The sequence below is a fragment of the Curtobacterium sp. MCLR17_032 genome, from assembly GCF_003234795.2.
Classification (GTDB): domain Bacteria; phylum Actinomycetota; class Actinomycetes; order Actinomycetales; family Microbacteriaceae; genus Curtobacterium.
On record NZ_CP126268.1, the window covers coordinates 366,011 to 389,437 of the forward strand.

A 23,427-nucleotide genomic window follows, 5' to 3' on the forward strand; every position below is an offset into this window, starting at 1 on the left:
CACCAGCACGACCCGGACCGGCACCGGTCAGACGTGCACCTCGTGCTCGTGCCGCTGGTGCGACGCGGGTTCGAGCTGGAACGTGGAGTGCTCGACCGGCACGTCGAAGTGCTCGGCCACGCACTGCTGCAGCTCGTCGAGGATCGCCGGCGCGTGCGCGGTCGTGAAGCAGTGGTCGTCCACCACGACGTGCGCGGTCAGGTTCGGGACCCCGGTCGACACCAGCGTCGCGTGCAGGTCGTGCACGGCGATGACGTGGTCGAGCTGCAGGATGTGGCCACGGACGGCGTCCAGGTCGAGGCCGCGCGGTGTCGCCTCGAGCAGGACGTCGGCGGTCTCGCGGAGGAGCTTGACGGCGCGGGGCATGATGAGCAGGCCGATCAGCAGTGCCGCGACCGAGTCGGCGCGCTGCCACCCGGTCAGGAACAGCACGACGGCCGCGGCGATGACGGCGACCGAGCCGAGGGTGTCGTTGAGCACCTCGAGCCGGGCCGCCCGCGAGGTGAAGCCCTCGCCCGAGGCCCGCACGAGCACCGCGAACGCGACGAGGTTGCCGATCAGCCCGACGAAGCCGAAGACCAGGAGGGGGCCGGCCTCGATCTCCTCCGGCACGAACAGGCGCTGCACGGCGGAGATCACCACGTAGACGCCGACCGCCAGCAGGATCGCGGCCTGTGCGGTGGCACCCAGGACCTCGGCGCGCTGGTACCCCCAGGTCCGTCGGGCTGTCGGGGTGCGGCGGGCCAGTCGGGTGGCGACCAGGCCGATCCCGAGTCCGCCGGTGTCGACGACCATGTGCCCGGCGTCGACGAGCAGCGCGAGGGACCCGGTGACGACCGCACCGACCACCTCGGCCAGCAGGATCCCCGCCGAGATGCAGAACGCGATCAGCAGCGCCCGCTCGGACGCGTGTCCGTGCGAGTGGCCGTGGTCGTGTCCCATGTCGTCCATCGTAGGAGCCGCGTCCGACGCCGTGCCAGGATCGGGAGCGTGACCCGGTCGCCGTACGAGCTGAGCGCGTCCGACGACGTCCTGGCGGCCCTGCACCCGAGGCTCCGCGCCTACTTCGGTGCCGTCCCGCCCGGGCACGTCGGCCGGGGCTCCGGCGTGTTCGCCGTCGTCGGGACCCCGCGGCGCTGGCTCTGGCCCGTCCTCGGCGTCCTCGCACGGGATGCGGTGGTGTTCCCGGTGTGGGAGCACGACGTCCCGTTCACGGTCGAGAACTGGCCGGTCCACGTCCGGCGAGGCCGGTCCGGCAGGTCCGGCCGGTCCGGCGGGAGCACCGACCAGGAGGCCCGCCCCGCGGTCCGCGCGCACCGCACCTTCCACTTCGCGAGCGGCGACCGCACCATGGTCGACGCGATCACCGCAGAGCCCGAGGGCCTCGTCGACCACCTCGGCCGGCACGGCCGCGTCAGCGCGCTCCTCGCGGTGACGGTCCCGGCGACCGGACCCGACGCCGGGGCGCTCCGCCTGGTCTCCACGCGGGTGTCGGTGCACGCCCTGGGACGGGAGTGGCGCCTCCCGGCCGCCCTGTCGCCCCGTGTGGTGCTGACGGAACGATTCGATGACGATGCCGACGTGCAGCGCGTGTCCCTGACGCTGTCCGCGGTCGGGCTCGGCACGCTGTACCGGTACGAGGGGGCGTTCCGGTACAGCGTCGTGCCCGACGACGTGTGACCGGAGCCGAGAGGACAGCATGGACGAACAGCAGCAGCGGCGCGTGGTGGTGGCGGGAGCGAGCGGCTTCGTCGGCCGGTACCTGCAGGACGCCTTCCGCGCCGAGGGGTACCAGGTCGTCACGGTCGGCCGCACCGGCGACGCGGTGTGGGGCAACACCCTGCGGATCCGCGAACTCGTCGACGGCGCCGACCTGGTCGTGAACATGGCCGGCAAGAGCGTGAACTGCCGGTACGGACGGCGGAACCGGGCCGAGATCCTGCGCTCCCGTGTCGACACCACGCTCGAGCTCGCCGAGGCGATCCGGACCGCCGAGCACCCGCCGCCGCTGTGGTTCAACGCGTCGACCGCGACCATCTACCGGCACGCCGACGACCGCCCGCAGGACGAGGTGACCGGCGAGCTCGGCGAGGGCTTCTCGGTCGGGGTCGCCCGCGCGTGGGAGGACGCCCTCTTCAGTGCCGATCTGCCCGGCACCCGGCGTGTGGCGCTGCGGATGGCGATCGTGTTCGGCGACGGCAGCGCACTGCTCCCGCTCCTACGGTTGGCACAGGCCGGACTCGGCGGCCCGCAGTACGACGGGCCGTGGTTCCCGACCCGGGCGCGTCTGGCCGCCGGCACGTACCACCACGACCGGCACACCCGAGGACGGCAGCGGTTCAGCTGGGTGCACATCGACGACGTCCTCGGGGCGATCCGGTTCATCCGCGACCACGAGGACCTCGACGGCCCGGTGAACGTCACGAGCCCGGAGCCCTCCGACAACCGCACGGTGATGGCGACCCTGCGGGACGCCGTCGGACGCCGCTTCGGCCTGCCGACCTGGCGGTGGATGCTCGAACTCGGGTCGTTCGCGATCCGCACCGAGACCGAACTGGTGCTGAAGAGCCGGTGGGTGGTGCCGACGCGGCTGACCGAGGCGGGCTACGAGTTCCGGTACCCGCACCTGCGTGGGGCGCTCGCCGGGATCATCGCGGAACGGCGTCAGCACCGGGGTTGAGCTCGCGACGACACTGAGCGAAATACGGTGTGCTGTACGAGATACTGTTGCGTACAGCAGCCTTGAAGTATGCAGAACTCGCGCACTGACCGTGTCCTCGTCGGAGCCGGTCCGATCTCACCGGAGGCCAGAACCGTCTGGCTCGCCCAACCCGGTATCAGCCACATCGTCCGCCACGGACAGGCCGTCAGCAGCGGCCGTCGTCTCGGGTCGCGGGTTCTGGGCATCGGGCTCGACGGCTGCCTGGCCGCGCTCAAAGCGCTCCGACGACATCCTCGGGGACAGTTCATCGCCAACAACCCGTGGATCGCGGTTCCACTCGTGTTGCTCGGTCGTGATGTCTGGACGACGGGGATCTACGCGGAGGCGGGAAGCCGTTCATGGCGCGTGCTCAGACGCGTACTGGGTGACCGCCCCGTGGTGGCCACCGCTCAGGTCGAGGTCGAGGAATGGAACGTGGACGGCGGTCGATCGGAGTTCGTCCGGTACGGCGCGTCGTTCGGAGGTCGCCTCCGCATCGAGCGGTCGGGCCCGATCCGGGTGTTCGTCGGTGGCACGTCCGACCGGGACGGCGCCGTCATCGACAGGCTCATTCACGACGTCGCGGAGGCGCGAGACGTCGAGTTGGTGGTGGCCACCGGCGAGTCCGGACCCGCTCATGTGCTCGCGTCCGGCGTGCACTACCCCGGCTGGGTCGATCAGGGCACCTTCGTGGACCTCATCCGCGACAGTGACGTGGTCTTCCTGCCGTTGCGTGCCGGTACACGAGCCGCGGGGCACATGGTGACCGTCGCCGCGCTCGAGTGCGGCGTCCCCGTCATGACGACCCGCTCACGAGCGATGGACGGGTACGTCGATGGGCAGGCGGTTCGAGAGCTCGACGACACCGAGCCGATCCTCCCGGCACTGATCCGAGCGGCGCAGGAGGGGCGGTCGCGCGGGGCCACATTCTTCAGGGAACACTGGCGAGCACGTCACGCTCCGGAAACGAACGCGACGTCGGTCCTCGCCGCGTTCGCGCGCCTGTCAGAGGGCCGTGCGCGAGCGTGACGGTTGAACGTCACGGGAACGCCTTCGATGCCCTCCGCCTGATGGCTGCGGTGCTCGTCGTGCTGCAGCACAGCGCGCAGCCGTTCGGCGACGAGGGGCTCGGACGTGCAGTCAGCCTCCTCGACGGAGTCGGCGTGTTCTTCGTGATCAGCGGGATGTTCGTGTTCCGATCCGCCCAGCGCGCGCTGCGCGGCCGGAAGTGGGGCTCCTATGCCCGGAGTCGGTACTTCCGCGTGGTGCCGGCGCTCGTCCCGTTCGTACTCCTCGCGCCAGTGATCGCCGTCATCTCCAGTTCCCAACCGACGAGGTCGACCGTCGGCGAGACCGTCTGGTGGTTCGTCGGTCCGTTCGTAGGGGTTCCGCTCGCCGAGCCTGGTTTCTTCGGCGACGCGCGGGTCAACGGGCAGCTCTGGACGATCCCGGTCGAGATGAGCTTCTACGCGGTGCTCCCACTCCTGGCGATCCTCACCGCACGCTTCGGAACCAAGCGCGTGATCGCGGTCTTCATCATCACCTGCAACCTCGGTGAGATCGCTGGGCGGTGGATCGGCTCCCCGGTTCCGAGTGTCACGCATCACCTGTTCGTCGAGCGGGGTGCGTTCTTCGGGGTCGGGATGTGGTTCGCGGTTTCGCGGGTGCGCGGGTCATGGCTGTCGGCTTCCTCTGCGCTGATCGGCTACGTCGCCGTGCGGTTCGCGCGCGACCTCGAACTGTTGTCGATCGTGGCCACAGACCTGACGGCGCCGCTCGTGTCGTTGATCGAAGCGGTGCTGCTCGGGTACGTCGTCGTGTTCGTCGGGTCGCGAGCCGGGTTCGTCGAGGGGGCGACCTCGCGGATCGGGGACCTGAGTTACGGCGTGTACGTCTGGCACGGGGTCGTCATCGCCGTGTTCCTCTCGTCCGGGGCGTCGGGAAGGGTCGGCGTCTTGCTCGCCGTCGCGATGACACTCGCCGCCGGAACGCTGTCGTGGTGGTTGGTGGAGCGACCCGTGCTCCGCCTCATCCGACGGCTCGGCCGCGACGACCACAGCACCGCGCCCACGACGACCGCCCCCGCGAGCACCTCGACCAGGTCCGGGACCTCACCGAACGCCGCCCAGGACGCCAGCACCCCGACGACCGGCACGAGCATCGAGAACGGTGCGACGGTGCTCGACGGGTACCGGCCCATCAGCCGCGACCAGATGCCGTAGCCGACGACGCTCGCCGCCAGCACGATGTAGAGCACGGCCAGGTCGGCGGGCAGCGCGTCAGCGGTGAACGCGGTGCCGAGCGCCTGCCCGATCCGGTCCGGTCCCTCGACCAGGAACGACAGGACCGCCATCGGGATCGGCGGCACCACGGCCCACCACAGGGTGAGGTGCAGCGGGTTCACCGGTCCGGCCTTGCGGGTCGCGACGTTGCCGATCGCCCAGCCGAGGGCACCGCAGAGCACGAGCACGACGGGCAACAGCGCGGCGGTCTGGGCCCGGTGCAGGGCGATCACGGCGAGGGCCGCCACCGCGACCGAGACGCCGACCACCTGCCGCGCGCTGAGGCGTTCGCGGAGCAGGACACCGGCGAGCAGCACGGTGAACGGCGCCGACGCCTGCACCACGAGCGAGGCCAACCCCGAGGGCATGCCGGCCGCCATGCCCAGGTAGAGGAACGCGAACTGCAGCACTCCGAGGGTCGCGCCGACCAGGACGATCCACCGGAACGGGATCGGCGGCCGCGGGACGAACAGCAGCGTCGGGATGGCGAGCAGCGTGAACCGGAGCGCGGCGAGCAGGAACGGCGGGTAGTGCTCGAGGGCGATCGCCGTCGCGGGGAAGTTCAGTCCCCAGGCGACGGCGACGACGAGGGCCAGGATGCGGTCGCGGAGCAGCACCGGACGATCGTCCCGCACCCCCACGCGGTAGCACCAGCGAACGTTCCGACAGCGTCGTTGTAGGGTCCCTGCATGGTCGGCTTCGACATCGCCCTGCTCCCCGTCCTCCGCGAACTCGCCGAGCGGGGCAGCGTCACCGCGGTGGCGACGGCCACGCACCGGACGCCGAGCGCCGTGTCCCAGCAGCTCCGCACCCTGCAGCGCCAGGCCGGCGTCCCGCTGGTCGAGCGCGTCGGCCGCGGCGTCCGGCTCACCGAGCACGGTCGGGTCCTGGCCGGCCTCGCCACCGGCGTCGCCACCGCCCTGGCGACCGTCGAGTCCGCGTGGAGCGAGCACCTGGCCGGGGCCACCGGCACGGTCGACCTGGCGGTGTTCCCCTCGGCCGCCGAACTGCTGCTGCCCGGCCTGCTCACGCGGATGCGCGCACACCCCGGCATCGCCCTGCAGCTCTCCGACGTCGACGTCAGCGAGGGGGAGTTCGCCCCGCTCACCGCGGACCACGACGTCGTCATCGGTCACCGCCCGGACGGTGCCCGCGGCGCGGACCGCCGGAGCGTCGAGACCGTCCCGCTGCTCCGGGAACCGCTCGACGTCGCCCTGCCGCTCGACCACCCGCTGGCCGGTCGGCAGCGCGTGGGGATCGAGGACGTGGTCGGCGCGACGTGGATCGGCGTGCCGGAGGACTACCCGATCGACCGGGTGCTCACCGCGATGGCCGCCGCGACGGACGCGCCACCCGAGGTCGCCTTCCGCACCATCCACCTGCCCGTGATCGAGAACCTGGTGGCGGCCGGGCACGGCATCGCACTCGTGCCGCGGTACACCTCGCGGACGCGTGCGCCCGGCCGGTTCCGACTGGCGACCCTGGCCGACGTGCGCGCCGGTCGGCGGATCGAGGCCCTCGTCCGCCCCGACCGGGCCGTCCGTCCCGCGGTCCGGGTCGTCCTGGAGGCCCTGGTCGCCGAGGCCACGTCCGTCACCTCCTGAGGCGCCCCCGGCCCGCACCCCGTCGCTACGCACGATGCGTATTGCCGTGTTCGCCAGGAGCCGCTACGCTTCAGGCGTAGCACGGGGGGTGTTACGGGGCGACCGGTCGTCCGGAGCGTGGTTGAGGGGGTCGGGTGATCGGGCTGCATCGTCAGCCCGATCGCGCGAACGACGCGACGACCGGCCCGCCCCGCCCTTCCGGCTCGACCGTGGCCGTTCGTCCGCGCGCGCTCGACCGTGCCCACTCGACCGTGCGCGACCGCCGGGGCAGTGCCCAGGACGGGCCGACCGGCGTCTCAGGGCCGGCCGCGCGCCTCCTCGATCTCCCGCAGGAGCGCCGTCAGGCGGTCCAGGTGCTCCGCCGTCACGTCCTGGTTGAGCGTCCGCGCCGCGTAGAGGCTGACCGGGCTGGTCCGCTCCGCCAGCGTGAACCGCAGTGCGGCGTCGATCGTCTCCGTGAGCTGGCTCTCCGGCCCGGTCAGGTACGACGGGTCGATCTCGAAGTACTCCGCGACGGCCCGCAGCAGTCGCTCGTCGTCGACCACGTACCGGTTGCCCAGACGCATGTACTCCCACCGAGAGCGGCTGAGCTTCACGTCCCGGTCCGCCAACCAGTCGCGGATCTTCGGGTACGTCACCGGGCCGCCGTCGGGCGCGGTGACGGTGCTGCAGAGCAGGTGCAGCTTGCGGGCGAGCTCCGCGCGCTGGGTCTGCTGCGCGGCGGTGAGCTTCTCGTGACTCATGGGGTGGACTCGATCCGTTCCGGGTCTCGTGCGGGGTGCTCGTCGTCGGGCCGGTTGAGGTCGTCTGGCCGGCCGAGATCGTCGGGTCTGCTGAGGTCCTCGATCAGCGAGTCCGTGACGCCGGTCGTCGCGGCGACGCCCATCATGCGGATGACCACACGTTCGTACCCGCGTGGCCGGAACTGACGCAACCGGATGTTGTCCTCCAGCTCTGCCCACCGCTGGTAGAGCGCGACCTCGGCCTCTTCGCCCCGGCTGCGGAACGCATGCCGCCGTCGGACGCTCCGCGGGTACACGCTGAACTCGGGGTGCGCCTCCATCGCGCGGTCGGTGATCGGCAGGCTCACCAGCAGGAGCAGGCGACGCCAGACCGGCACGACGACCGGGCGGGCGGCCGCGAACACGACCCCGGCCGCGGTCAGGCTGGCCATCGACACGACGGCCACCTCCCACAGCGGGTCGACGATGCCCGACATCGCGAAGTCCCGGTCGACGAACAGCCGCACCGCTCCGGCGGCCAGGCTCTCGGTGATCCAGGCGAGGTCGACGAGCGCGGCGAGGCCGATCAGCCAGACGCCCCAGCGGGTCGTCCACTCGCCGTACAGCGGCAGCCCCCGGAACGCCACCGCGGCGACCTGCACGCCGTACAGCCCGACGCAGACCGGCAGCACCGCGGCGAACAGCTCGCGCGTGGGCTCACCCGTGTACCGACCGAGGAACGGGTCCGAGACGGCCCAGTCGCTCATCGCGAAGAGGACGACCTGCAGGGCGACGGCCACCAGGACCAGACCCCAGGTCAGACGCTCGCGGACCGGGCGGCGTTCGCCGTGCTCGGCGCGGATGACCATCACCTGCAGGCAGCCGAGCGCGACGACGACCGCGGAACGGTAGAGCAGGTTCGTGACGTTGTGCCCGCCGAGCAGACCGTCCACCCACAGGTAGACGAACGGGGCCTGCAGCGTGCAGCCGAGCGCCCAGACGAGCACCCCGGGGACGAGCATGGAGCGGGGACCGGTCTGGTCCGCGGCGTCCGGGTGCGCCGGCAGCGGCTGGCGCACGTTGGGGGAGAGCATCGACAGTGCGGCGAGCCCGACGGACACCACCGTCACCACACCGGCCACGAAGACCCAGTCGTCCAGCACGTTCATCCGCCGAACACCCGCCCGAACTTGACGTCCCGGCCGCGGCCGCGTGCGTACCGCATCACCCGGACGCTGAGCTCCACACCGACGAGCTCCGCCAGGCGTTCCTCGTCCTCGGAGAAGTCCGTGTGGCCGTAGAGGAACTCGAGGTCGGGCGTGTACTCCTGCTCCAGGGTCTCGCCGGAGCGGACGAGCCGACCGCTCGGCACGAACCCGTCGACCTTGTCCTCGACGAACCGCGCGAACCGAGGGTCGATGCCGCGGGACTCCAACGGTCCGTCCGGGCTGATGAGCATGTGACCATGTTCGTGGTTGATCACCACGAGCTGGGTGCCGGAGGGCGCCGGTGGGTAGGAGACGACCGCGGTGCCGTCGTCGTACCCGGCCCAGAGCCCGTGCACGTCCTGGTGCGCCAGCCCGCGGACCAGACGGTAGGTGACCTCACGCCCGGTCACCTCGCGCACCAGCCGGCGGATCGCGGTCATCGACACCGCGCCCGGCAGCCCGTGGTCGTCGACGATCTGCACGGCGGTGTCGCGGTTCACGTCCCTGGACACGGATCCCGCTCCCCACTCCTGGCCCCGGCGGGGCAGCCTGCACTCCCGACGCAGTCAGCGTAATCGTTCCCGTCGTCGGCAGGGGCTGCGCCGGTAAGCTCGGTCCCCATGCAGGACACGAACGCCGAACAGCCCTGGGACGTCGTGGTCGTCGGTGCCGGCCCCGCCGGTGCCACCGCCGCCCGACACGCGGCGCTCGGCGGTGCCCGCGTCCTGCTCCTCGACAAGGCCACCTTCCCGCGGTACAAGACCTGCGGCGGCGGCATCATCGGTCAGTCCCGGCGGCGGCTCAACGACCGTGCCCTGGCGACGATCGAGGCGGACCTGCCCGAGGTCGGTTTCTCGCACCGCATGGGCCGGGTGACCCGGGTGCGCACCGAGGCCCCCTTCGTCGCCATGGTCGACCGTGAGCGGTTCGACCAGGCGAACGTCGACGCCGCGAAGGAGGCCGGGGTCGTCTTCCGCGACGGCGCCAACGTCCGCGCGCTCAGCGACGAGGACGGTCACACCCGCCTGACGCTGGCCGACGGGGACGAACTCGTCGCCCGCGTCGTGATCGGCGCCGACGGCTCGGGTGGCCGGGTCGGCCGCCACGTCGGTGCCGTGATGGCCGTCACGGACCTCGGTCTCGAGGTGGAGGTCCCCCGCCGCCCGGAGGACGCCGCCACCGGCGTGCTCCTCGACTGGGGCCCGCACCCGGGCACGTACGCGTGGGTCTTCCCGAAGACCGAGACCCTGACCGTCGGCGTCATCGAGCAGAAGGGGCACGCCGACCAGACCCGTCGCTACCTCGACGACTGGATCGAACGACTCGGCCTGCACCCGACCGACCAGGACCGCAGCAGCGGCCACCTGACGCAGTGGCGCACGAGCGACTCCCCGCTCCGCCGCGGGACGGTCGTGCTCGCGGGGGAGACCGCGGGCCTCCTCGAGCCGTGGACGCGCGAGGGGATCTCGTTCGCACTGCGGTCGGGGGAGTGGGCCGGCACGGCGGCCGCCGCGTACACCGCCGGCGACCGCGCGGCGCTCGACCGGTACGAGTCGCAGGTGCGCGCCGAGTTGGTGCCCGAGATCGACGCCGGTGCGCAGCTGCTCCGGGTGTTCACGCGGTTCCCGGCCGGCTTCCACTTCCTGATCTCGAAGACGCCGTTCGGCCGCGGCTACTTCATCCGCTTCTGCCGCGGCGAGACGACCCTCGCCCGGGCCTTCCGGCACCGCTGGGTGCGGAAGATCACCGCCTGGCTCGCCTGAGCGGACCGGCCTGGTCGGCCGGACTGACCTGATCAGCCGGACCACCTGACCAGCCCGACCAGCCGGACCACCTGGTGGTCCGGCCGCGTCGCGGCTCAGACCTCGAGGTGGTCGACCAGCTCGTCCGCCAGGCCCGTGTAGGTCGCCGGGGTGAGGTTCGTCAGCCGGGCCTTCGCGGCGTCGGAGACGTCGAGCCCGTTCACGAACGCCACGAGCTCCTGTCGCCCGATGCGCTTGCCCCGGGTGAGCTCCTTGAGCATCGCGTAGGGGTCCTCGATGTCCGACTGCCCGGCGGTGACCTCGGCGCGGATGACGGTCTGGATCGCCTCGGCCAGGACCTCCCAGTTGCGGTCGAGGTCCTCGGCCAGACGGGGCTCGTTCACCGCGATCTCGCCCAGGCCGCGGCGGAGGTTGTCGAGCGCGAGCAGTGAGTGCCCGAACGCGACGCCGATGTTGCGCTGCGTGGTGGAGTCGGTCAGGTCGCGCTGCAGCCGGCTCGTGACGAGGGTCTCGGACAGCGTCGAGAACAGTGCGGACGAGATCTCGAGGTTCGCCTCAGCGTTCTCGAACCGGATCGGGTTGATCTTGTGCGGCATCGTCGAGGACCCGGTCGCGCCGGCGATCGGGATCTGCGTGAAGTACCCCATCGAGATGTAGGTCCACACGTCGGTCGCCAGGTTGTGCAGGACGCGGTTCGCGTGCCGGACCCGGTCGTAGAGCTCGGCCTGCCAGTCGTGCGACTCGATCTGCGTCGTCAGCGGGTTCCACGTCAGGCCGAGGCCCTCGACGAACTCCTTCGACAGCGCGGGCCAGTCGGCCTCCGGGTCCGCCGCCAGGTGCGCCGAGAAGGTGCCGGTCGCGCCGGAGAACTTGCCGAGGTACTCGCCGCGCTCGACCTGCGACAGGATCCGCTCGAGCCGGTAGACGACGACCGCGATCTCCTTGCCGAGGGTGGTCGGCGTCGCGGGCTGGCCGTGGGTGTGCGAGAGCATCGGCACGGCGCGGAGGCTCGTGGCCATCTCCCGCAGGCGCTCCACGACCGCGCGTGCGGACGGCAGCCAGACGTGCTCGACGGCGTCGCGGACGGTCAGCGCGTACGAGAGGTTGTTGACGTCCTCGCTGGTGGCGGCGAAGTGCGTGAGCTCGGCGACGGCGTCGAGGCCCAGGTCGCTGAGCCGGCGGCGGACGAAGTACTCGACCGCCTTGACGTCGTGGCGGGTGGTCGCCTCGATCTCGGCGAGCTCCGCGATCTGGTCCTGGCCGAAGTCGTCGACCAGGGCACGCAGCGCGGCCTTGTCGTCGACGGACAGCGGGGAGGTGGTGAACATCGCGTGGTCGGTGAGGAACACGAGCCACTCGACCTCGACCCGGATCCGGGCACGGTTGAGCCCGGCCTCGGACAGGTGCTCGCCCACCGTGTGCACGATCGGGTAGTAGCGCCCGTCGAGCGGGCTGATCGGCTGCGGGGGAAGGGGGGTCATGGGGCTCCCTGGCGGACTGCCGGCTCGAGCTGGTGGAAGAGCGCCCGGCAGGCCCGTTCGACCGTGCTGAGCACCCGGTCGAACTCGTGTCGGTCCGCGTAGTACGGGTCCGGCACGTCGGCCTGCTGAGGCCAGGCGTCGTCGTACCGCAACAGGAGCGTCACCTTCGCGGCGTCGTCCATGGTCGGGGCCCACGAGCGCAGGATGCGTTCGTGGGAGCGGTCGAGTGCGACCACCAGGTCGAGGTCCGGGAACCGGTCCGGGTCGAACTGACGGGCGCGATGCCTGCTGCCATCGTATCCGCGTGCCGCCAGCGCTGCGATCGTGCGCTCGTCGGCGGGTTCCCCGACGTGCCAGTCCCCGGTGCCGGCGGACTCGACCACGAACCGGTCGGCCATGCCGGCGTCGGCGGCGATCTGCGCGAAGACGATCTCGGCCATCGGGGAGCGGCAGATGTTGCCGCTGCAGACGAAGGAGACACGGAAGGTCGACGGGGCGCCGGCGTCCATGGTCATGGGGACATCATGGCGCAGCCGGGGGCCGGACGCGATGCCCGGCGCTCAGGCGCGACCGCGGCTACCCAGGACCGGGCGGGCGACCAGGCCGACGAGCCAGGCGAAGACCGCCAGCACGAAGGCCCCGACGATGCCCCAGCCGAAGGACTCCACCGACAGGCCGAAGCCCAGTCCGGTCGAGATCCCGGCGACGATGAGCAGCAGGACCGCGTTCACCACGAACGAGATCAGCCCGAGCGTCAGGATGTAGACGGGGAAGGCCACGATCCGGATCAGCGTGCCGATCACGGCGTTCACGATGCCGAAGACCAGCGCCACGAGCAGGTAGGTCAGGACGGTCTCGACCGGACCACCGTCCCCGAAGGAGTCGACGGTGACACCGGTCACGATGAGCGTGGTGAGCCAGAGGGCGACGGCGTTGACGATGAGCCGGACGAGGAACCGCATGGCCACCATGATGCATGCCCTCCCCGCGAACGGGCCGCCGGTACGCTGATCCGGTGACCGACCAGCCCGCGCAGACCGTGCACATCCGTCCCGAGATAGCCGTCCTGCCGCCGTACAAGCAGGGACGCCAGGCCGCTCCGGACGCCCTCAAGCTCTCGAGCAACGAGAACCCCTTCCCGCCGCTGCCCGGTGTCGTCGAGGCGGTGCAGGCCCAGACGGCGTTCAACCGCTACCCGGACGCCACCGCGCTCGCGGTCCGTGCGGTGCTCGCGAGCCGGTTCGGCACCACCGTCGACGAGGTGCACGTCGCCCCGGGCAGCGTCGCGATCCTGCACGAGCTGGCGAAGGCGACCTGCGCCCCGGGTGACGAGGTCGTCTACGCCTGGCGGTCCTTCGAGGCCTACCCGGGCGTCGTCACGGTCGCCGGCGCCACGAGCGTGCAGGTGCCGAACCGTGCCGACGGTGGGCACGACCTCGACGCGATGGCCGACGCGGTCTCCGAGCGCACCCGGATTGTGCTGGTCTGCACGCCGAACAACCCGACCGGGCCGATCGTCACCGGGGCCGAGTTCGCGGCCTTCATGGAGCGCGTGCCGTCCTCGGTGCTCGTCGTCCTGGACGAGGCGTACGCCGAGTTCGTCACCGACGTCGACGCGGTCCGGGGGCCGGCGCTGCTCGAGCGGTACCCGAACCTGGTGGTGCTCCGGACGTTCTCGAAGGCCTACGGTCTGGCGGGCCTCCGCGTCGGGTACGCGCTCGGACCGGCATACGTCCTCGACGCCGTCCGTGCGTGCGCCATCCCGCTGTCCGTCACGGCGCAGGGGCAGGCGGCCGCACTGGCCAGCCTCGAGCGCGAGGACGAGCTGCTCGGACGGGTCGCCGAACTGGCCGAGCGCCGGGACCGGATCCGCGCCGGACTGCTCGAACAGGGGTGGGACGTGCCGGAGGCGCAGGGCAACTTCGTCTGGCTGCCGACGGGGGAGCACACCGCGTTCGCCGCCGAGGCCTTCGAACACGCCGGGCTGATCGTGCGGGCGTTCGCCCCGGAGGGCATCCGGATCTCGATCGGCGAGCACGAGGCTGTCGCAAAGCTCCTCGAAACCGCAGGTGCCGTTGTGGAACGTGTCACAACGACGGCTCCTGAGCGGCCGGTACGCTGACGAACATGTTGTTCCGCGCCGCGGCTCCTGCGACGACCCCCGTCCAGCTCCTCGATCCCGAGGGCCGGTTCGTGGAGACCGACGAGAACGCCGAACTCGCCGCCGTCGCCCGGGCCCTCCCTGATGAGACCCTGCTCGCCATGCACCGCCAGATGGTGCTCACCCGACGCTTCGACCACGCTGCCGGCAACCTGCAGCGCACCGGTCAGCTCGGGCTCTGGGCGCCGAGCCACGGGCAAGAGGCGGCGCAGGTCGGTTCCGCCTTCGCGCTCCGCCCCCAGGACCACCTCTTCCCGTCGTACCGCGAGCACGCCGTCGTGATGCAGCGCGGGGTGGAGCCGATGGAGATCATCTCGCTCTTCCGCGGTCAGGCCCACGGCAACTGGGACCCGGACGCCCGCGGCAACACGCACATCTACACGCTCGTCATCGGCGCCCAGACCCTGCACGCCACCGGCTACGCGATGGGCCAGGCGCTCGACGGCGTCGTCGGCACCGGCGACCCGGACGTCGACGCGTGCTCGATCGTCTACTTCGGTGACGGTGCCACCAGCCAGGGCGACGTGAACGAGGCGTACGTGTTCGCCGCGTCGCACTCGGCCCCGGTCGTCTTCTTCCTGCAGAACAACCACTGGGCGATCTCGGTGCCGGTGTCGGTGCAGTCCCCGACCCCGCTCGTCGACCGCCCGCGCGGCTTCGGCATCCCGAGCATCAAGGTCGACGGCAACGACGTGCTGGCCTCGTACGCGGCGAGCCTCGTCGCGACCGACCACGCCCGCAGCGGTCAGGGCCCGGCGTTCGTCGAGGCCGAGACCTACCGCATCGGCGCGCACACCAGCTCGGACGACCCGACCCGCTACCGCGGCGACGACGAGCTCGCCGGCTGGGTCGCCCGCGACCCGATCACCCGGTCCGAGACGTACCTCCGCAGCAAGGGCGTCACCGACGCCCAGTTCGCCGAGTTCGACGCCGAGGGCGAGCAGATCGCCGCCGACATCCGCACACGCACGAGCGCCCTCCAGGACCCGCCGATGGAGGCGATGTTCGACAACGTGTACCGCGAGCCGCACCCGCGCATCGACGAGCAGCGCGCATGGCTCCGGGACTACGAGGCCGGCCAGGACGCAGGAGCCCACGCATGAGCACCACCGAGCAGCTCTTCGACTACACGCTGCGTTCGCACCCCGGTGCGGGCGAGGTCCCCGAGGACCCGACCCCGACCCTCCCGATGGCGAAGGCGCTGAACGCCGGCCTGGCGAAGGCGATGGAGTCCGACGACAAGGTCCTGCTGATGGGCGAGGACATCGGCCGTCTCGGCGGCGTCTTCCGCATCACCGAGGGCCTGCAGGACCGCTTCGGCGCCGACCGCGTCCGGGACACCCCGCTCGCCGAGTCCGGCATCGTCGGCACCGCGATCGGCCTGGCGCTCCGGGGCTACCGACCGGTCATCGAGATCCAGTTCGACGGCTTCGTCTGGCCCGCGTTCAACCAGATCACCTCGCAGCTGGCGAAGATGGCGAACCGGCTGCCGAGGCACATGTCGCTGCCGATCGTCATCCGCATCCCCTACGGCGGGCACATCGGCGCGATCGAGCACCACCAGGAGAGCCCGGAGACGTACTTCGCGCACACCCCCGGTCTCCGCGTGGTCAGCCCGAGCACGCCCAACGACGCCTACTGGATGATCCAGGAGGCGATCGCGTCGAAGGACCCTGTCGTCTTCTTCGAGCCGAAGTCGCGCTACTGGCCGAAGGGCCAGGTCGACCTGGTCGACGGGCACGTCCCGATGCACACCACCCGTGTCGCCCGCACCGGCACCGAGGTCACCCTCGTCGGTCACGGTGCGATGGTCGCGACGCTCATGCAGGCGACCGACATCGCCGAGGCCGAGGGCACGAGCTGCGAGGTCGTCGACCTCCGCTCGATCTCGCCGATCGACTGGGAGCCGCTGCTCGCCTCGGTGCGCAAGACCGGCCGCCTGGTCATCGCGCAGGAGGACTCGGGCTTCATCAGCGTCGGCAGTGAGATCGCCGCGACCGTCGCCGAGCGGGCGTTCTACACGCTGCAGGCGCCGCCGCTGCGGGTCTCCGGGTTCGACATCCCGTTCCCGCAGTCGAAGCTCGAGCACTTCCACCTGCCCGACGCCGACCGCGTCCTCGAGGCCGTCGACCGCGCCCTCGCCTACTGACCCGCACCACTCCCGTACGACCGAACCCTGCTGAAGGAGCCGACGTGGCCGTCGCCGAATTCCCCCTGCCCGACGTGGGGGAGGGCCTGACCGAGGCCGAGATCGTCCAGTGGCGCGTCGCCCCCGGTGACGAGATCGCCGTGGACCAGGTGCTCGTCGAGATCGAGACCGCGAAGTCGCTCGTCGAGCTGCCGTCGCCGTTCGCCGGCACCGTCACCGGTCTGCTCGTGGCCGAGGGGGACACCGTCGAGGTCGGCAGCCCGATCATCCGCGTCGAGTCCGACTCGGCCGCCGCGGGCCAGTCGGGAGGCACGGCTCCCGTCGCCGACGCCGCTCCCGTCGCGCAGGCCCCGGCTCCGGCCGTCCAGGCCCCGGCAGCGCCGGCCCCGACTCCCGCAGCGTCGGCCCCGGCAGCGCAGGCACCCGCGCCGGCTGCCGCCGCCCCGGCACCGGTCGCCGCTCCGGCACCGGCTGCTCCGGCACCCGCCGCCGCGGCACCCGCCCCGGCCCAGGTCGCGGTGGACGCCGGTGTCGTCGGCGCCGACGAGGGCTCCGGTGCCGTGCTCGTCGGCTACGGCTCCGCCACCTCCGCGCCCTCCCGCCGGAAGCCGGGCGCCCGCCGGGCCGCCGCCGCCGCTGCCGAGGCGAGCCGCGCCTCCAGTCGTGAGGTCGACCTGTCCTTCGAGACCGACGAGGGCGAGGCGACCACCGCCGACGCCGTCGCCGCGCAGGGACGTCGTCCGGCGCGCCCGTCGATGCCGAGTGCCTCGGCGCTGCAGGTGATGGCCAAGCCGCCGATCCGGAAGCTCGCGAAGGACCTGGACGTCGACCTGACCACCGTCGTGCCGACCGGCCTGGCCGGCGAGGTCACGCGTGACGACGTCATCCGGCACGCCCAGCAGGCCAGCGTCTTCCGCAACATCGAGACCCCGGAGTGGGGCGACGTCCGCCAGGAGACCATCCCGGTCAAGGGCGTCCGCAAGGCCATCGCGACCGCCATGACCACGTCGGCGTTCACCGCGCCGCACGTGTCGCTCTTCGTGGACGTCGACGCGACGCGCACGATGGAGTTCGTCAAGCGCCTCAAGGAGTCGCCGACGTTCGCCGGGGTCAAGGTCAGCCCGCTCCTCATCATGGCGAAGGCCGTGATCTGGGCCGTTCGCCGGAACCGCTCGGTGAACTCGTCGTGGACCGACCGCGAGATCATCGTCCACCACTTCGTGAACCTGGGCATCGCGGCGGCGACCCCGCGCGGTCTGATCGTGCCGAACATCAAGGACGCACAGGACATGTCGCTGCTCGAGCTGGCGAAGGCCCTCGAGGAGATGACCATCACCGCCCGCGACGGCAAGACGAGCCCCGCGCAGATGGCCGACGGCACCATCACCGTCACGAACATCGGTGTCTTCGGCATGGACACCGGCACGCCGATCCTCAACCCCGGCCAGGTCGCCATCGTCGCCATGGGCACGATCAAGCCGAAGCCGTGGGTCGTCGACGGCGACGTGCGCTCGCGCATGGTGACCACCATCGGCGCCTCGTTCGACCACCGGGTCGTCGACGGCGACGTCGCCTCGCGCTTCGTGCACGACGTCGCCTCGGTCATCGAGGAGCCGGCGCTCCTGCTCGACTGAGCGGTTCGCGGTTCGCGGCGACCGGTCCCGGGTCCGGGTCCGGGTCCGCCAGGGTCCGGGTCGCGCGGTCTTGGTGTGCCGTTCACGTCGATGTCGGCGGAGCGGAGGATGATCGAGTCATGGTCCACCAGCTGCTCGTCCCGCAGCAGGAGATCCGGACGGGTCGCCTGGTGCTCGCGCCCGTGACGCCCGCAGACATCGACGCGGTCCACGAGCTCTTCTCGGACGCCCGGACCTGGACGCACCTGCCGACCGGACGCCACACCTCGCGCGCCGAGACGCAGGACCTGGTGCAGCGCAAGATCGGCGGCCGCGTGCGCCACGGACTCGGCTCGTGGACGATCCGAGCGGCGGACTCCGGCGTCTTCCTCGGCATCGGTGGCGTCGACCGCACCGCCGACGGCGTCTGGAACCTCGGGTACCGCCTGGCGCCGGAGCACCACGGGCACGGCTACGCGACCGAGGTCGCCCGGGCCGCGGTGGACGCCGCCCACGCCCTGCTGCCGGACGTGCCGGTCACCGCGCGGGTGCTGACGAACAACCCGGCCTCGGCGCGCGTGCTCGCCCGGGTGGGCCTCACCCAGGTCTGGCAGGGACCGACCCGGACCACGGCGCCCGAGGGTGTCGAGTGCCAGGCGTGGAGCGACCGGACGCTGACCCCGGCGCAGCTGGACTGGCTCGTCGCCAACGCCTGACCCGCCAGCTGTCGGGTGGCCGCCGCCCGCCCGCCGAGGTCGCACGAACGGCCGTCGGCCGCCTGTCGAGGTCGCACGAACGGCCGGGTGCCGTCCGACGAGCCGGCACTTCGCGCGACCTCGACGGACGCGAGCGGCCTGTCGTGCGACCTGGGCGAGGGGCCACCCGGCGTCCCTGCAGGTCTCCCGCCGGGCGGTTGCACGCGCGTGCCCGGCCGGTACTGTGGGTGAACTGGTCATGTCCGCACAGGACCACCTGATCCACACGAGGAGTCCGCTTGCCGAGCCGCATCACCGAGGGTGCTGAACCGAAGCACCAGCAGCTGCGGCGGATCCTGCTCGACCAGATCACCACCCGGCTGGCGCCGGGGGCCGCGATCCCCTCGGAGCGGCAGCTCATCGCCGAGTACGGCGTCTCGCGCATCACCGTGCGGGAGGCCCTGGGCCAGCTCGTGAACGAGGGTCACCTCGAGCGCGTCCGCGGCAAGGGCACCTTCGTCGCGAACCGTCCGATGCAGTCGACCCTGCACCTGGCCTCGTTCACCGAGGAGATGCGCGCGATGGGGCACGTGCCGACGACGGTCGTGCTCGTCCGGGAGGAACGCGTCCCGCCCGCCGCGACGGTCGCCGCCCTGCACCTCGGGGACGGCGAGACCGCACTGCACCTCAAGCGCCTGCGGATGGCTGACGGTGCCCCGGTGTCCGTCGACGACGCCTGGCTCGCCGCAGACGTGTTCCCCGGCATGCTCGACCACGACCTGTCCGGCTCGATGTACTCGATCGCCGACCAGGTCTACGGGCACCCGATCGACCGGGCGCAGCAGACCGTGGCCGCCAACCCGGCCACCGACGACGTCGCGACGCTGCTCGGCACGAAGACCGGGGCGCCGCTGCTCGAGTTCGACCGGGTGTCGTACTCGGGGACGCGCGCGGTCGAGCACGCCCGTAGCTGGTACCGCTCGGACCGCTACCGGGTGCAGATGGAGGTCACGGCCTCCCCAACGGGTGCGGGACGCACGCCACGCGCAAACCTCCCCTCGCATTCCGCTCACTGAGTAACCAGCCGGACGTGGTGGCTGGCCCATATCTGGTCTTTCTCGACGTTGATTCAGCATCGAGGTTGCCATTGAAGACACACCGATTTGACCAGTTGACAGAGCGGGATCTAAGTCGCCATGATCTTGGCAATGCCACGGACACGCCGTGCTGATTGAAAGGGGGCGCACATGGGTGTGCGCGAGATCATCATGAATTCGACGATGAGCAGGAATGCGGCATTCGTCGGGGCGAGTGCAGCGCTCATTGCAGGTGGGGTCTTCATCGGGCCGACTGCTAGCGCCTCTGCTGCTCCGAACGTCACAGCATCGGCATCGCTGGCGAAGGTGTGCTCACTGGCACCTGATGCCCGAGCGGCCAACCACACCAAGCGGTGCGGGTACTCCCAGATTCACTACGGATACAAGTCGAACCGCGTTGTGGGGAAGAAGCGCTGCTACTACTTCCTTGCGACGGCCTGGAACCCGTGCTCGACCCCGGTCCAGTACAGCGCCCAAGCATGTAAGGCCATCTGAGGTCATGTCTACCAGCGAAGCGACGCACCTCGTCGGCGCTGTCCTCGCAGGAGAGCGTGGCGACGCTGACAGGTGCGTCGGTTCGTTGGTTCGATTCGGGATCAGAGTCGAAGTGTTCGATACGACGGAGGATCAGCGGCACGCGCGTCTCACGCAAGCGGGTGTGACGGTCACTCCGTTGGCGTGGCTCGATTCCTTCGCGGATGCTCGGAATCGCGCTCTCGACGTCCTCCGCGCAACGGGGGATGCGAGTTCTGTGCTCTGGCTTGACACGGACGAACGTCTCGTGAAGCGGCCAGATGATCGCTTGTTGCGAAGCCTTCGCATCGGCGAAGCCGGCTCAGCTGTTTTCTGTCCCAGCATCCGCGATGCACGCCTCGAAGTGCAGGGCGTCGGACGCCTTCATTCCCTTCGTACTGCGACCAAATTCGTCGGGCTCGTCCACGAGTACCTGACCGACCGGGATGGCGGATGCCTGGTGTATCGTCCCTGCGAAGCGCTCATCGAGCACGACGGGTACGATTCTTGGAGCCGAACAGAGCGCAACAAGCGACTGCTCGAACTGCAAGTCGTCACCGATAGTGAGAATCCGCGATGGTGGGCGTTCCTTGTCAGAGATGCAGGATCGGTACTTCCGCCTCTCGAACTCACGCGGGCTATTCGTGCTTTTGCTGCGTTGTGCCCTTATTTCGACGTGATCGGTGGTATCACTCCGGCAGATTACACTCGGATGACGGCGTGGCATGGCGCCTGGAACCTCGTGTGCAAGGGCGGAGCGGCAATGGTGGAACCAGCATTGCGACGCTTACGGGTTCGCGGAGATGACGATTTACTGTCCGAGATTCTGTACCTTCGGCTCGTTGCGAGCGTCATTTCCGGTTCAGGGGTTGCGGATCTCCTTGAAGAAGCCTTCGAGTGCAGGAGACGATCAATCGCACTGGGACGGGAGCAACCGTGGCTCGATGCAGGGATATCCGTCGGCCTCGAGAGCGAGGGGCGGAGGGGCGAGGCGAACGCGTACCGAGCTGAAAGCCGGCCGTTCACCGATCCCTTCTGCGTTGATTCCGAGCTCAGGCCAGAGTTCCGGCCGGCTCAGCAGTCAGCCTTGGGTGGACCAGGCAAAGTTTCACGCCTTCGCGGTGCTACGCGATGGCGTTCCCCCGAACTACCGTGATGTGTAGACGGCCGGCGAAGAGCCCTGTGCTCTCGTGTGCCGTTGCTCGCCGTTCAGTTCGGTCGTTCAGACCTCGAAGAGCGCGTCACCCTCGGCGACGGTGGTGCCGACGGTGTCCTGGGGGACCGAGTCCGGCGTCGAGCCGAGCACGACGACGGGGACGACGGGGGAGTACCCCGCCGCGGTGATGGCCGCCGGGGTGAAGCGCACGACCGGGTCACCCGCGGCGACGGTGTCGCCCTCCTTCGCCAGGAGCGTGAACCCCTCGCCCTTGAGCTTCACGGTGTCGATGCCGACGTGCACGAGGACGTCGGCGCCCGCGGCCCCCTGCAGGGCGAAGGCGTGCGGGTGCAGCTTGACGATGGTGCCGTCGACCGGGGCGACCGCGGTGACCTCACCGGTGGTGCCGGTCGGGTCGACGGCGACGCCCGCGCCGACGAGCTGCTCGGCGAACACCGGGTCCGGCACGTCGGAGAGCCCGACGACCGGCCCGGCGAACGGCGTGCGGACGACCGTCACAGTTCGTCCTGGATGTCCTGCGCCAGGTTGTCGGCTACGGGTCCGACGATGACCTGCCAGCCGGTGCCGCCACCGACGACGGCCTGGGCGCCGGCGGCCTTGAGGGCGTCCTTGTCGACGAGGTCGCCGTCCTCGACCTCGACGCGGAGGCGCGTGATGCAGCCCTCGACCTCGTCGATGTTGTCGGTTCCGCCGAGTGCGGCGATGATGTCGGCAGCCTTGATGTCAGCCATCTGTTTCCTCCTCGTTACGGGTTCGCTCACAGGTTGACATGCAGTCCACGGTCATCGACACTACGAACTGGTCATGACCGGACAGGACCGGACCTGGCGACACTGCCGAGGGTACCTGCGCCGTCCACGCGACTCAACTCACCCCGAACAGCTCCACCCGATGACGAGAGGAACTCCGATGAGCACCGCTGCCACCACGGACGTGCCGGAGAAGAAGACGCCGAAGAAGCAGTCCCGCTTCTTCGCGAACGCCCAACGGCTGGGCCGGAGCCTGCTGCTCCCGATCGCGGTCATGCCGGCCGCGGGCATCCTCAACCGGATCGGGCAGCCCGACCTGCTCGGTGCGATCCCCGGCTTCGAGACCGGTGCTGGCGTCATCTCTGCTGCCGGTCAGGCCATCTTCACGTGGCTGCCACTTCTGTTCGCGGTGGGCATCGCAATCGGTTGGGCGAAGAAGTCGGACGGCACGACAGCATTGGCCGCCGTCGTCGGGTACATGGTGATGTACCAAGTCTTCGCGGTGATGTCGCCGATCGTCCTGGCGGGCGTGAAGGACGCGAACGGCGAGCAGGCGACGATCAACTTCGGCGTTCTCGGTGGCATCGTGATGGGTCTCGTGGCCGCCGGGCTGTGGACGAAGTTCCACCGCACGAAGATGCCCGACTTCCTCGGGTTCTTCTCGGGTCGCCGCCTGGTGCCGATCCTCACCGCGGCGGCCGGCCTGGTCATCGCCGTGCTGATGTCCTTCGTCTACCGGTACTTCGACATCGGCCTGACCTGGGTCGGCGAGCAGGTCACGTCGCAGCCGGTCATCGGCGGCGGGATCTTCGGGTTCGCGAACCGCATGCTCATCCCGGTCGGCCTGCACCAGCTGCTCAACTTCTTCCCGTGGTTCCAGCTCGGCAGCTTCAACGCCAACGGAACCATCTGGCACGGTGACATCGCTCGCTTCCTCAACGGCGACCCGACGGCCGGCATCTTCCAGACCGGCTTCTTCCCGATCATGATGTTCGCCCTGCCCGCCGGTGCCCTGGCGATCTGGCGCAACGCCCGCCCCTCGCAGCGCAAGCTCGTCGGCGGCATCATGCTCTCCGCCGCGCTGACGTCCTTCGTCACCGGCATCACCGAGCCGCTCGAGTACTCGTTCATGTTCGTGGCCTGGCCGCTCTACGTGATCCACGCCGTGCTCACCGGCACCTCGCTGGCCCTGGTGAACGCCCTCGGCATCCACGACGGCTTCTCGTTCTCGGCCGGCGCGATCGACTACGTGCTGAACTTCGGCAAGGCGAAGGGGGCGATCTGGCTCATCCCGATCGGCCTGGCGTACGCGGCGGTCTACTACTTCCTCTTCAGTTTCGTCATCAAGAAGTGGAACCTCCGGACCCCGGGTCGCGAGCCGGAGGACGAGATCGCCTCGGCCTCGGTCGACGACCTCACCAAGGCGTAGTCACGTCGCGACGCGACCGGACGCACGACGGGAGGCCCGGTGCCAGCTGGCACCGGGCCTCCCGTCGTTCCGTCGGTAACGGT

The 23,427-nt window shown here is 70.6% G+C and carries 23 protein-coding genes and 1 pseudogene; 13 read left to right on the forward strand and 11 right to left on the reverse strand.

The window, feature by feature from the left end; all coding sequences use genetic code 11:
* Positions 1–27: 27 nt before the first annotated feature.
* Positions 28–942 carry a cation diffusion facilitator family transporter gene (locus DEI97_RS01790; RefSeq protein WP_111076084.1) on the reverse strand — a complete coding sequence of 305 codons (915 nt, stop codon included), beginning with the start codon at positions 940–942 and terminating at the stop codon, positions 28–30.
* Positions 943–990: 48 nt separating this feature from the next.
* Between DEI97_RS01790 and DEI97_RS01795 the strand changes: the two genes are divergently transcribed.
* From DEI97_RS01795 to DEI97_RS01810, 4 genes and pseudogenes are all read left to right on the forward strand, one after another.
* The gene (locus tag DEI97_RS01795) at positions 991–1,680 is read left to right on the forward strand and encodes a DUF4166 domain-containing protein (protein ID WP_111076059.1); all 690 of its coding nucleotides are present in this window, start codon (positions 991–993) and stop codon (positions 1,678–1,680) included.
* 19 nt (positions 1,681–1,699) lie between these two features.
* Positions 1,700–2,680 carry an epimerase gene (locus DEI97_RS01800; RefSeq protein ID WP_111076058.1) on the forward strand — a complete coding sequence of 327 codons (981 nt, stop codon included), beginning with the start codon at positions 1,700–1,702 and terminating at the stop codon, positions 2,678–2,680.
* Positions 2,681–3,100: 420 nt separating this feature from the next.
* Positions 3,101–3,730: a glycosyltransferase gene (locus tag DEI97_RS01805; protein WP_181439345.1), complete on the forward strand. Its 630-nt coding sequence runs from the start codon at positions 3,101–3,103 to the stop codon at positions 3,728–3,730.
* Between the two features lie 41 nt (positions 3,731–3,771).
* Positions 3,772–4,647, forward strand: a pseudogene (locus DEI97_RS01810) (acyltransferase family protein); the annotation flags it as partial.
* Here the strand turns inward: DEI97_RS01810 and DEI97_RS01815 are convergent.
* Positions 4,581–5,600 carry an EamA family transporter gene (locus DEI97_RS01815; protein ID WP_502866671.1) on the reverse strand — a complete coding sequence of 340 codons (1,020 nt, stop codon included), beginning with the start codon at positions 5,598–5,600 and terminating at the stop codon, positions 4,581–4,583. The pseudogene DEI97_RS01810 and the gene DEI97_RS01815 sit on opposite strands and share 67 nt — an antisense overlap.
* Positions 5,601–5,672: 72 nt before the next feature.
* Between DEI97_RS01815 and DEI97_RS01820 the strand changes: the two genes are divergently transcribed.
* On the forward strand, positions 5,673–6,587 hold the full coding sequence (locus tag DEI97_RS01820) for a LysR family transcriptional regulator (RefSeq protein ID WP_111076055.1): 915 nt from the start codon (positions 5,673–5,675) through the stop codon (positions 6,585–6,587).
* 296 nt (positions 6,588–6,883) lie between these two features.
* On the opposite strand, the gene DEI97_RS01825 is transcribed toward DEI97_RS01820, so the two are convergent.
* Genes DEI97_RS01825 through DEI97_RS01835 form a run of 3 tightly spaced genes read right to left on the reverse strand, consistent with a single transcriptional unit; the run spans position 6,884 to position 9,029 of the window.
* The gene (locus DEI97_RS01825) at positions 6,884–7,330 is read right to left on the reverse strand and encodes a hypothetical protein (RefSeq protein ID WP_111076054.1); all 447 of its coding nucleotides are present in this window, start codon (positions 7,328–7,330) and stop codon (positions 6,884–6,886) included.
* Positions 7,327–8,478: a hypothetical protein gene (locus DEI97_RS01830; RefSeq protein ID WP_111076053.1), complete on the reverse strand. Its 1,152-nt coding sequence runs from the start codon at positions 8,476–8,478 to the stop codon at positions 7,327–7,329. Before DEI97_RS01830 ends, DEI97_RS01825 begins: the two co-directional genes overlap by 4 nt.
* The gene (locus DEI97_RS01835) at positions 8,475–9,029 is read right to left on the reverse strand and encodes a hypothetical protein (RefSeq protein WP_146248231.1); all 555 of its coding nucleotides are present in this window, start codon (positions 9,027–9,029) and stop codon (positions 8,475–8,477) included. Before DEI97_RS01835 ends, DEI97_RS01830 begins: the two co-directional genes overlap by 4 nt.
* Positions 9,030–9,137: 108 nt before the next feature.
* Between DEI97_RS01835 and DEI97_RS01840 the strand changes: the two genes are divergently transcribed.
* Entirely contained in the window at positions 9,138–10,280 is a 1,143-nt protein-coding gene (locus tag DEI97_RS01840; protein ID WP_111076051.1) for a geranylgeranyl reductase family protein, read from the forward strand.
* Between the two features lie 95 nt (positions 10,281–10,375).
* Here DEI97_RS01840 and purB read toward each other — a convergent pair whose 3' ends face one another.
* Genes purB through DEI97_RS01855 form a run of 3 tightly spaced genes read right to left on the reverse strand, consistent with a single transcriptional unit; the run spans position 10,376 to position 12,723 of the window.
* Positions 10,376–11,761 carry an adenylosuccinate lyase gene (purB, locus tag DEI97_RS01845; RefSeq protein ID WP_111076050.1) on the reverse strand — a complete coding sequence of 462 codons (1,386 nt, stop codon included), beginning with the start codon at positions 11,759–11,761 and terminating at the stop codon, positions 10,376–10,378.
* On the reverse strand, positions 11,758–12,276 hold the full coding sequence (locus DEI97_RS01850; protein ID WP_111076049.1) for a low molecular weight protein-tyrosine-phosphatase: 519 nt from the start codon (positions 12,274–12,276) through the stop codon (positions 11,758–11,760). Before DEI97_RS01850 ends, purB begins: the two co-directional genes overlap by 4 nt.
* Before the next feature lie 45 nt (positions 12,277–12,321).
* The gene (locus tag DEI97_RS01855) at positions 12,322–12,723 is read right to left on the reverse strand and encodes a phage holin family protein (RefSeq protein WP_111076048.1); all 402 of its coding nucleotides are present in this window, start codon (positions 12,721–12,723) and stop codon (positions 12,322–12,324) included.
* Positions 12,724–12,776: 53 nt separating this feature from the next.
* On the opposite strand from DEI97_RS01855, the gene DEI97_RS01860 reads away from it, so the two are divergent.
* The 6 genes from DEI97_RS01860 (at position 12,777) to DEI97_RS01885 (ending at position 19,455) form a co-directional block, all read left to right on the forward strand.
* A complete protein-coding gene (locus DEI97_RS01860; protein WP_258376781.1) occupies positions 12,777–13,883 on the forward strand; it encodes a histidinol-phosphate transaminase in 1,107 nt (368 codons plus the stop codon).
* 5 nt (positions 13,884–13,888) lie between these two features.
* Positions 13,889–15,025, forward strand: coding sequence for a thiamine pyrophosphate-dependent dehydrogenase E1 component subunit alpha (locus DEI97_RS01865; protein ID WP_111076046.1), 1,137 nt, complete (start codon positions 13,889–13,891; stop codon positions 15,023–15,025).
* An 86-nt stretch (positions 15,026–15,111) separates the two neighbouring features.
* Complete coding sequence (locus tag DEI97_RS01870; protein ID WP_111076083.1) at positions 15,112–16,071, forward strand: alpha-ketoacid dehydrogenase subunit beta; 960 nt, start codon at positions 15,112–15,114, stop codon at positions 16,069–16,071.
* Between the two features lie 44 nt (positions 16,072–16,115).
* Positions 16,116–17,705 (forward strand): dihydrolipoamide acetyltransferase family protein, encoded by a 1,590-nt coding sequence (locus tag DEI97_RS01875; RefSeq protein WP_111076045.1) that lies wholly within the window; start codon positions 16,116–16,118, stop codon positions 17,703–17,705.
* A gap of 119 nt (positions 17,706–17,824) precedes the next feature.
* Positions 17,825–18,400 (forward strand): GNAT family N-acetyltransferase, encoded by a 576-nt coding sequence (locus DEI97_RS01880; RefSeq protein WP_111076044.1) that lies wholly within the window; start codon positions 17,825–17,827, stop codon positions 18,398–18,400.
* A 278-nt stretch (positions 18,401–18,678) separates the two neighbouring features.
* Positions 18,679–19,455 (forward strand): GntR family transcriptional regulator, encoded by a 777-nt coding sequence (locus tag DEI97_RS01885; RefSeq protein WP_111076043.1) that lies wholly within the window; start codon positions 18,679–18,681, stop codon positions 19,453–19,455.
* A gap of 856 nt (positions 19,456–20,311) precedes the next feature.
* Here the strand turns inward: DEI97_RS01885 and DEI97_RS01890 are convergent.
* The 3 genes from DEI97_RS01890 to DEI97_RS01900 form a co-directional block, all read right to left on the reverse strand.
* The gene (locus tag DEI97_RS01890) at positions 20,312–20,539 is read right to left on the reverse strand and encodes a hypothetical protein (RefSeq protein ID WP_146248230.1); all 228 of its coding nucleotides are present in this window, start codon (positions 20,537–20,539) and stop codon (positions 20,312–20,314) included.
* Positions 20,540–21,211: 672 nt separating this feature from the next.
* A complete protein-coding gene (locus DEI97_RS01895; RefSeq protein ID WP_111076042.1) occupies positions 21,212–21,664 on the reverse strand; it encodes a PTS sugar transporter subunit IIA in 453 nt (150 codons plus the stop codon).
* The gene (locus DEI97_RS01900) at positions 21,661–21,897 is read right to left on the reverse strand and encodes a PTS sugar transporter subunit IIB (RefSeq protein ID WP_111076041.1); all 237 of its coding nucleotides are present in this window, start codon (positions 21,895–21,897) and stop codon (positions 21,661–21,663) included. The genes DEI97_RS01895 and DEI97_RS01900 overlap by 4 nt, the downstream gene beginning before the upstream one ends.
* A gap of 178 nt (positions 21,898–22,075) precedes the next feature.
* On the opposite strand from DEI97_RS01900, the gene DEI97_RS01905 reads away from it, so the two are divergent.
* Positions 22,076–23,344, forward strand: coding sequence for a PTS transporter subunit EIIC (locus DEI97_RS01905; protein ID WP_111076040.1), 1,269 nt, complete (start codon positions 22,076–22,078; stop codon positions 23,342–23,344).
* The last annotated feature ends 83 nt before the right edge of the window (positions 23,345–23,427 follow it).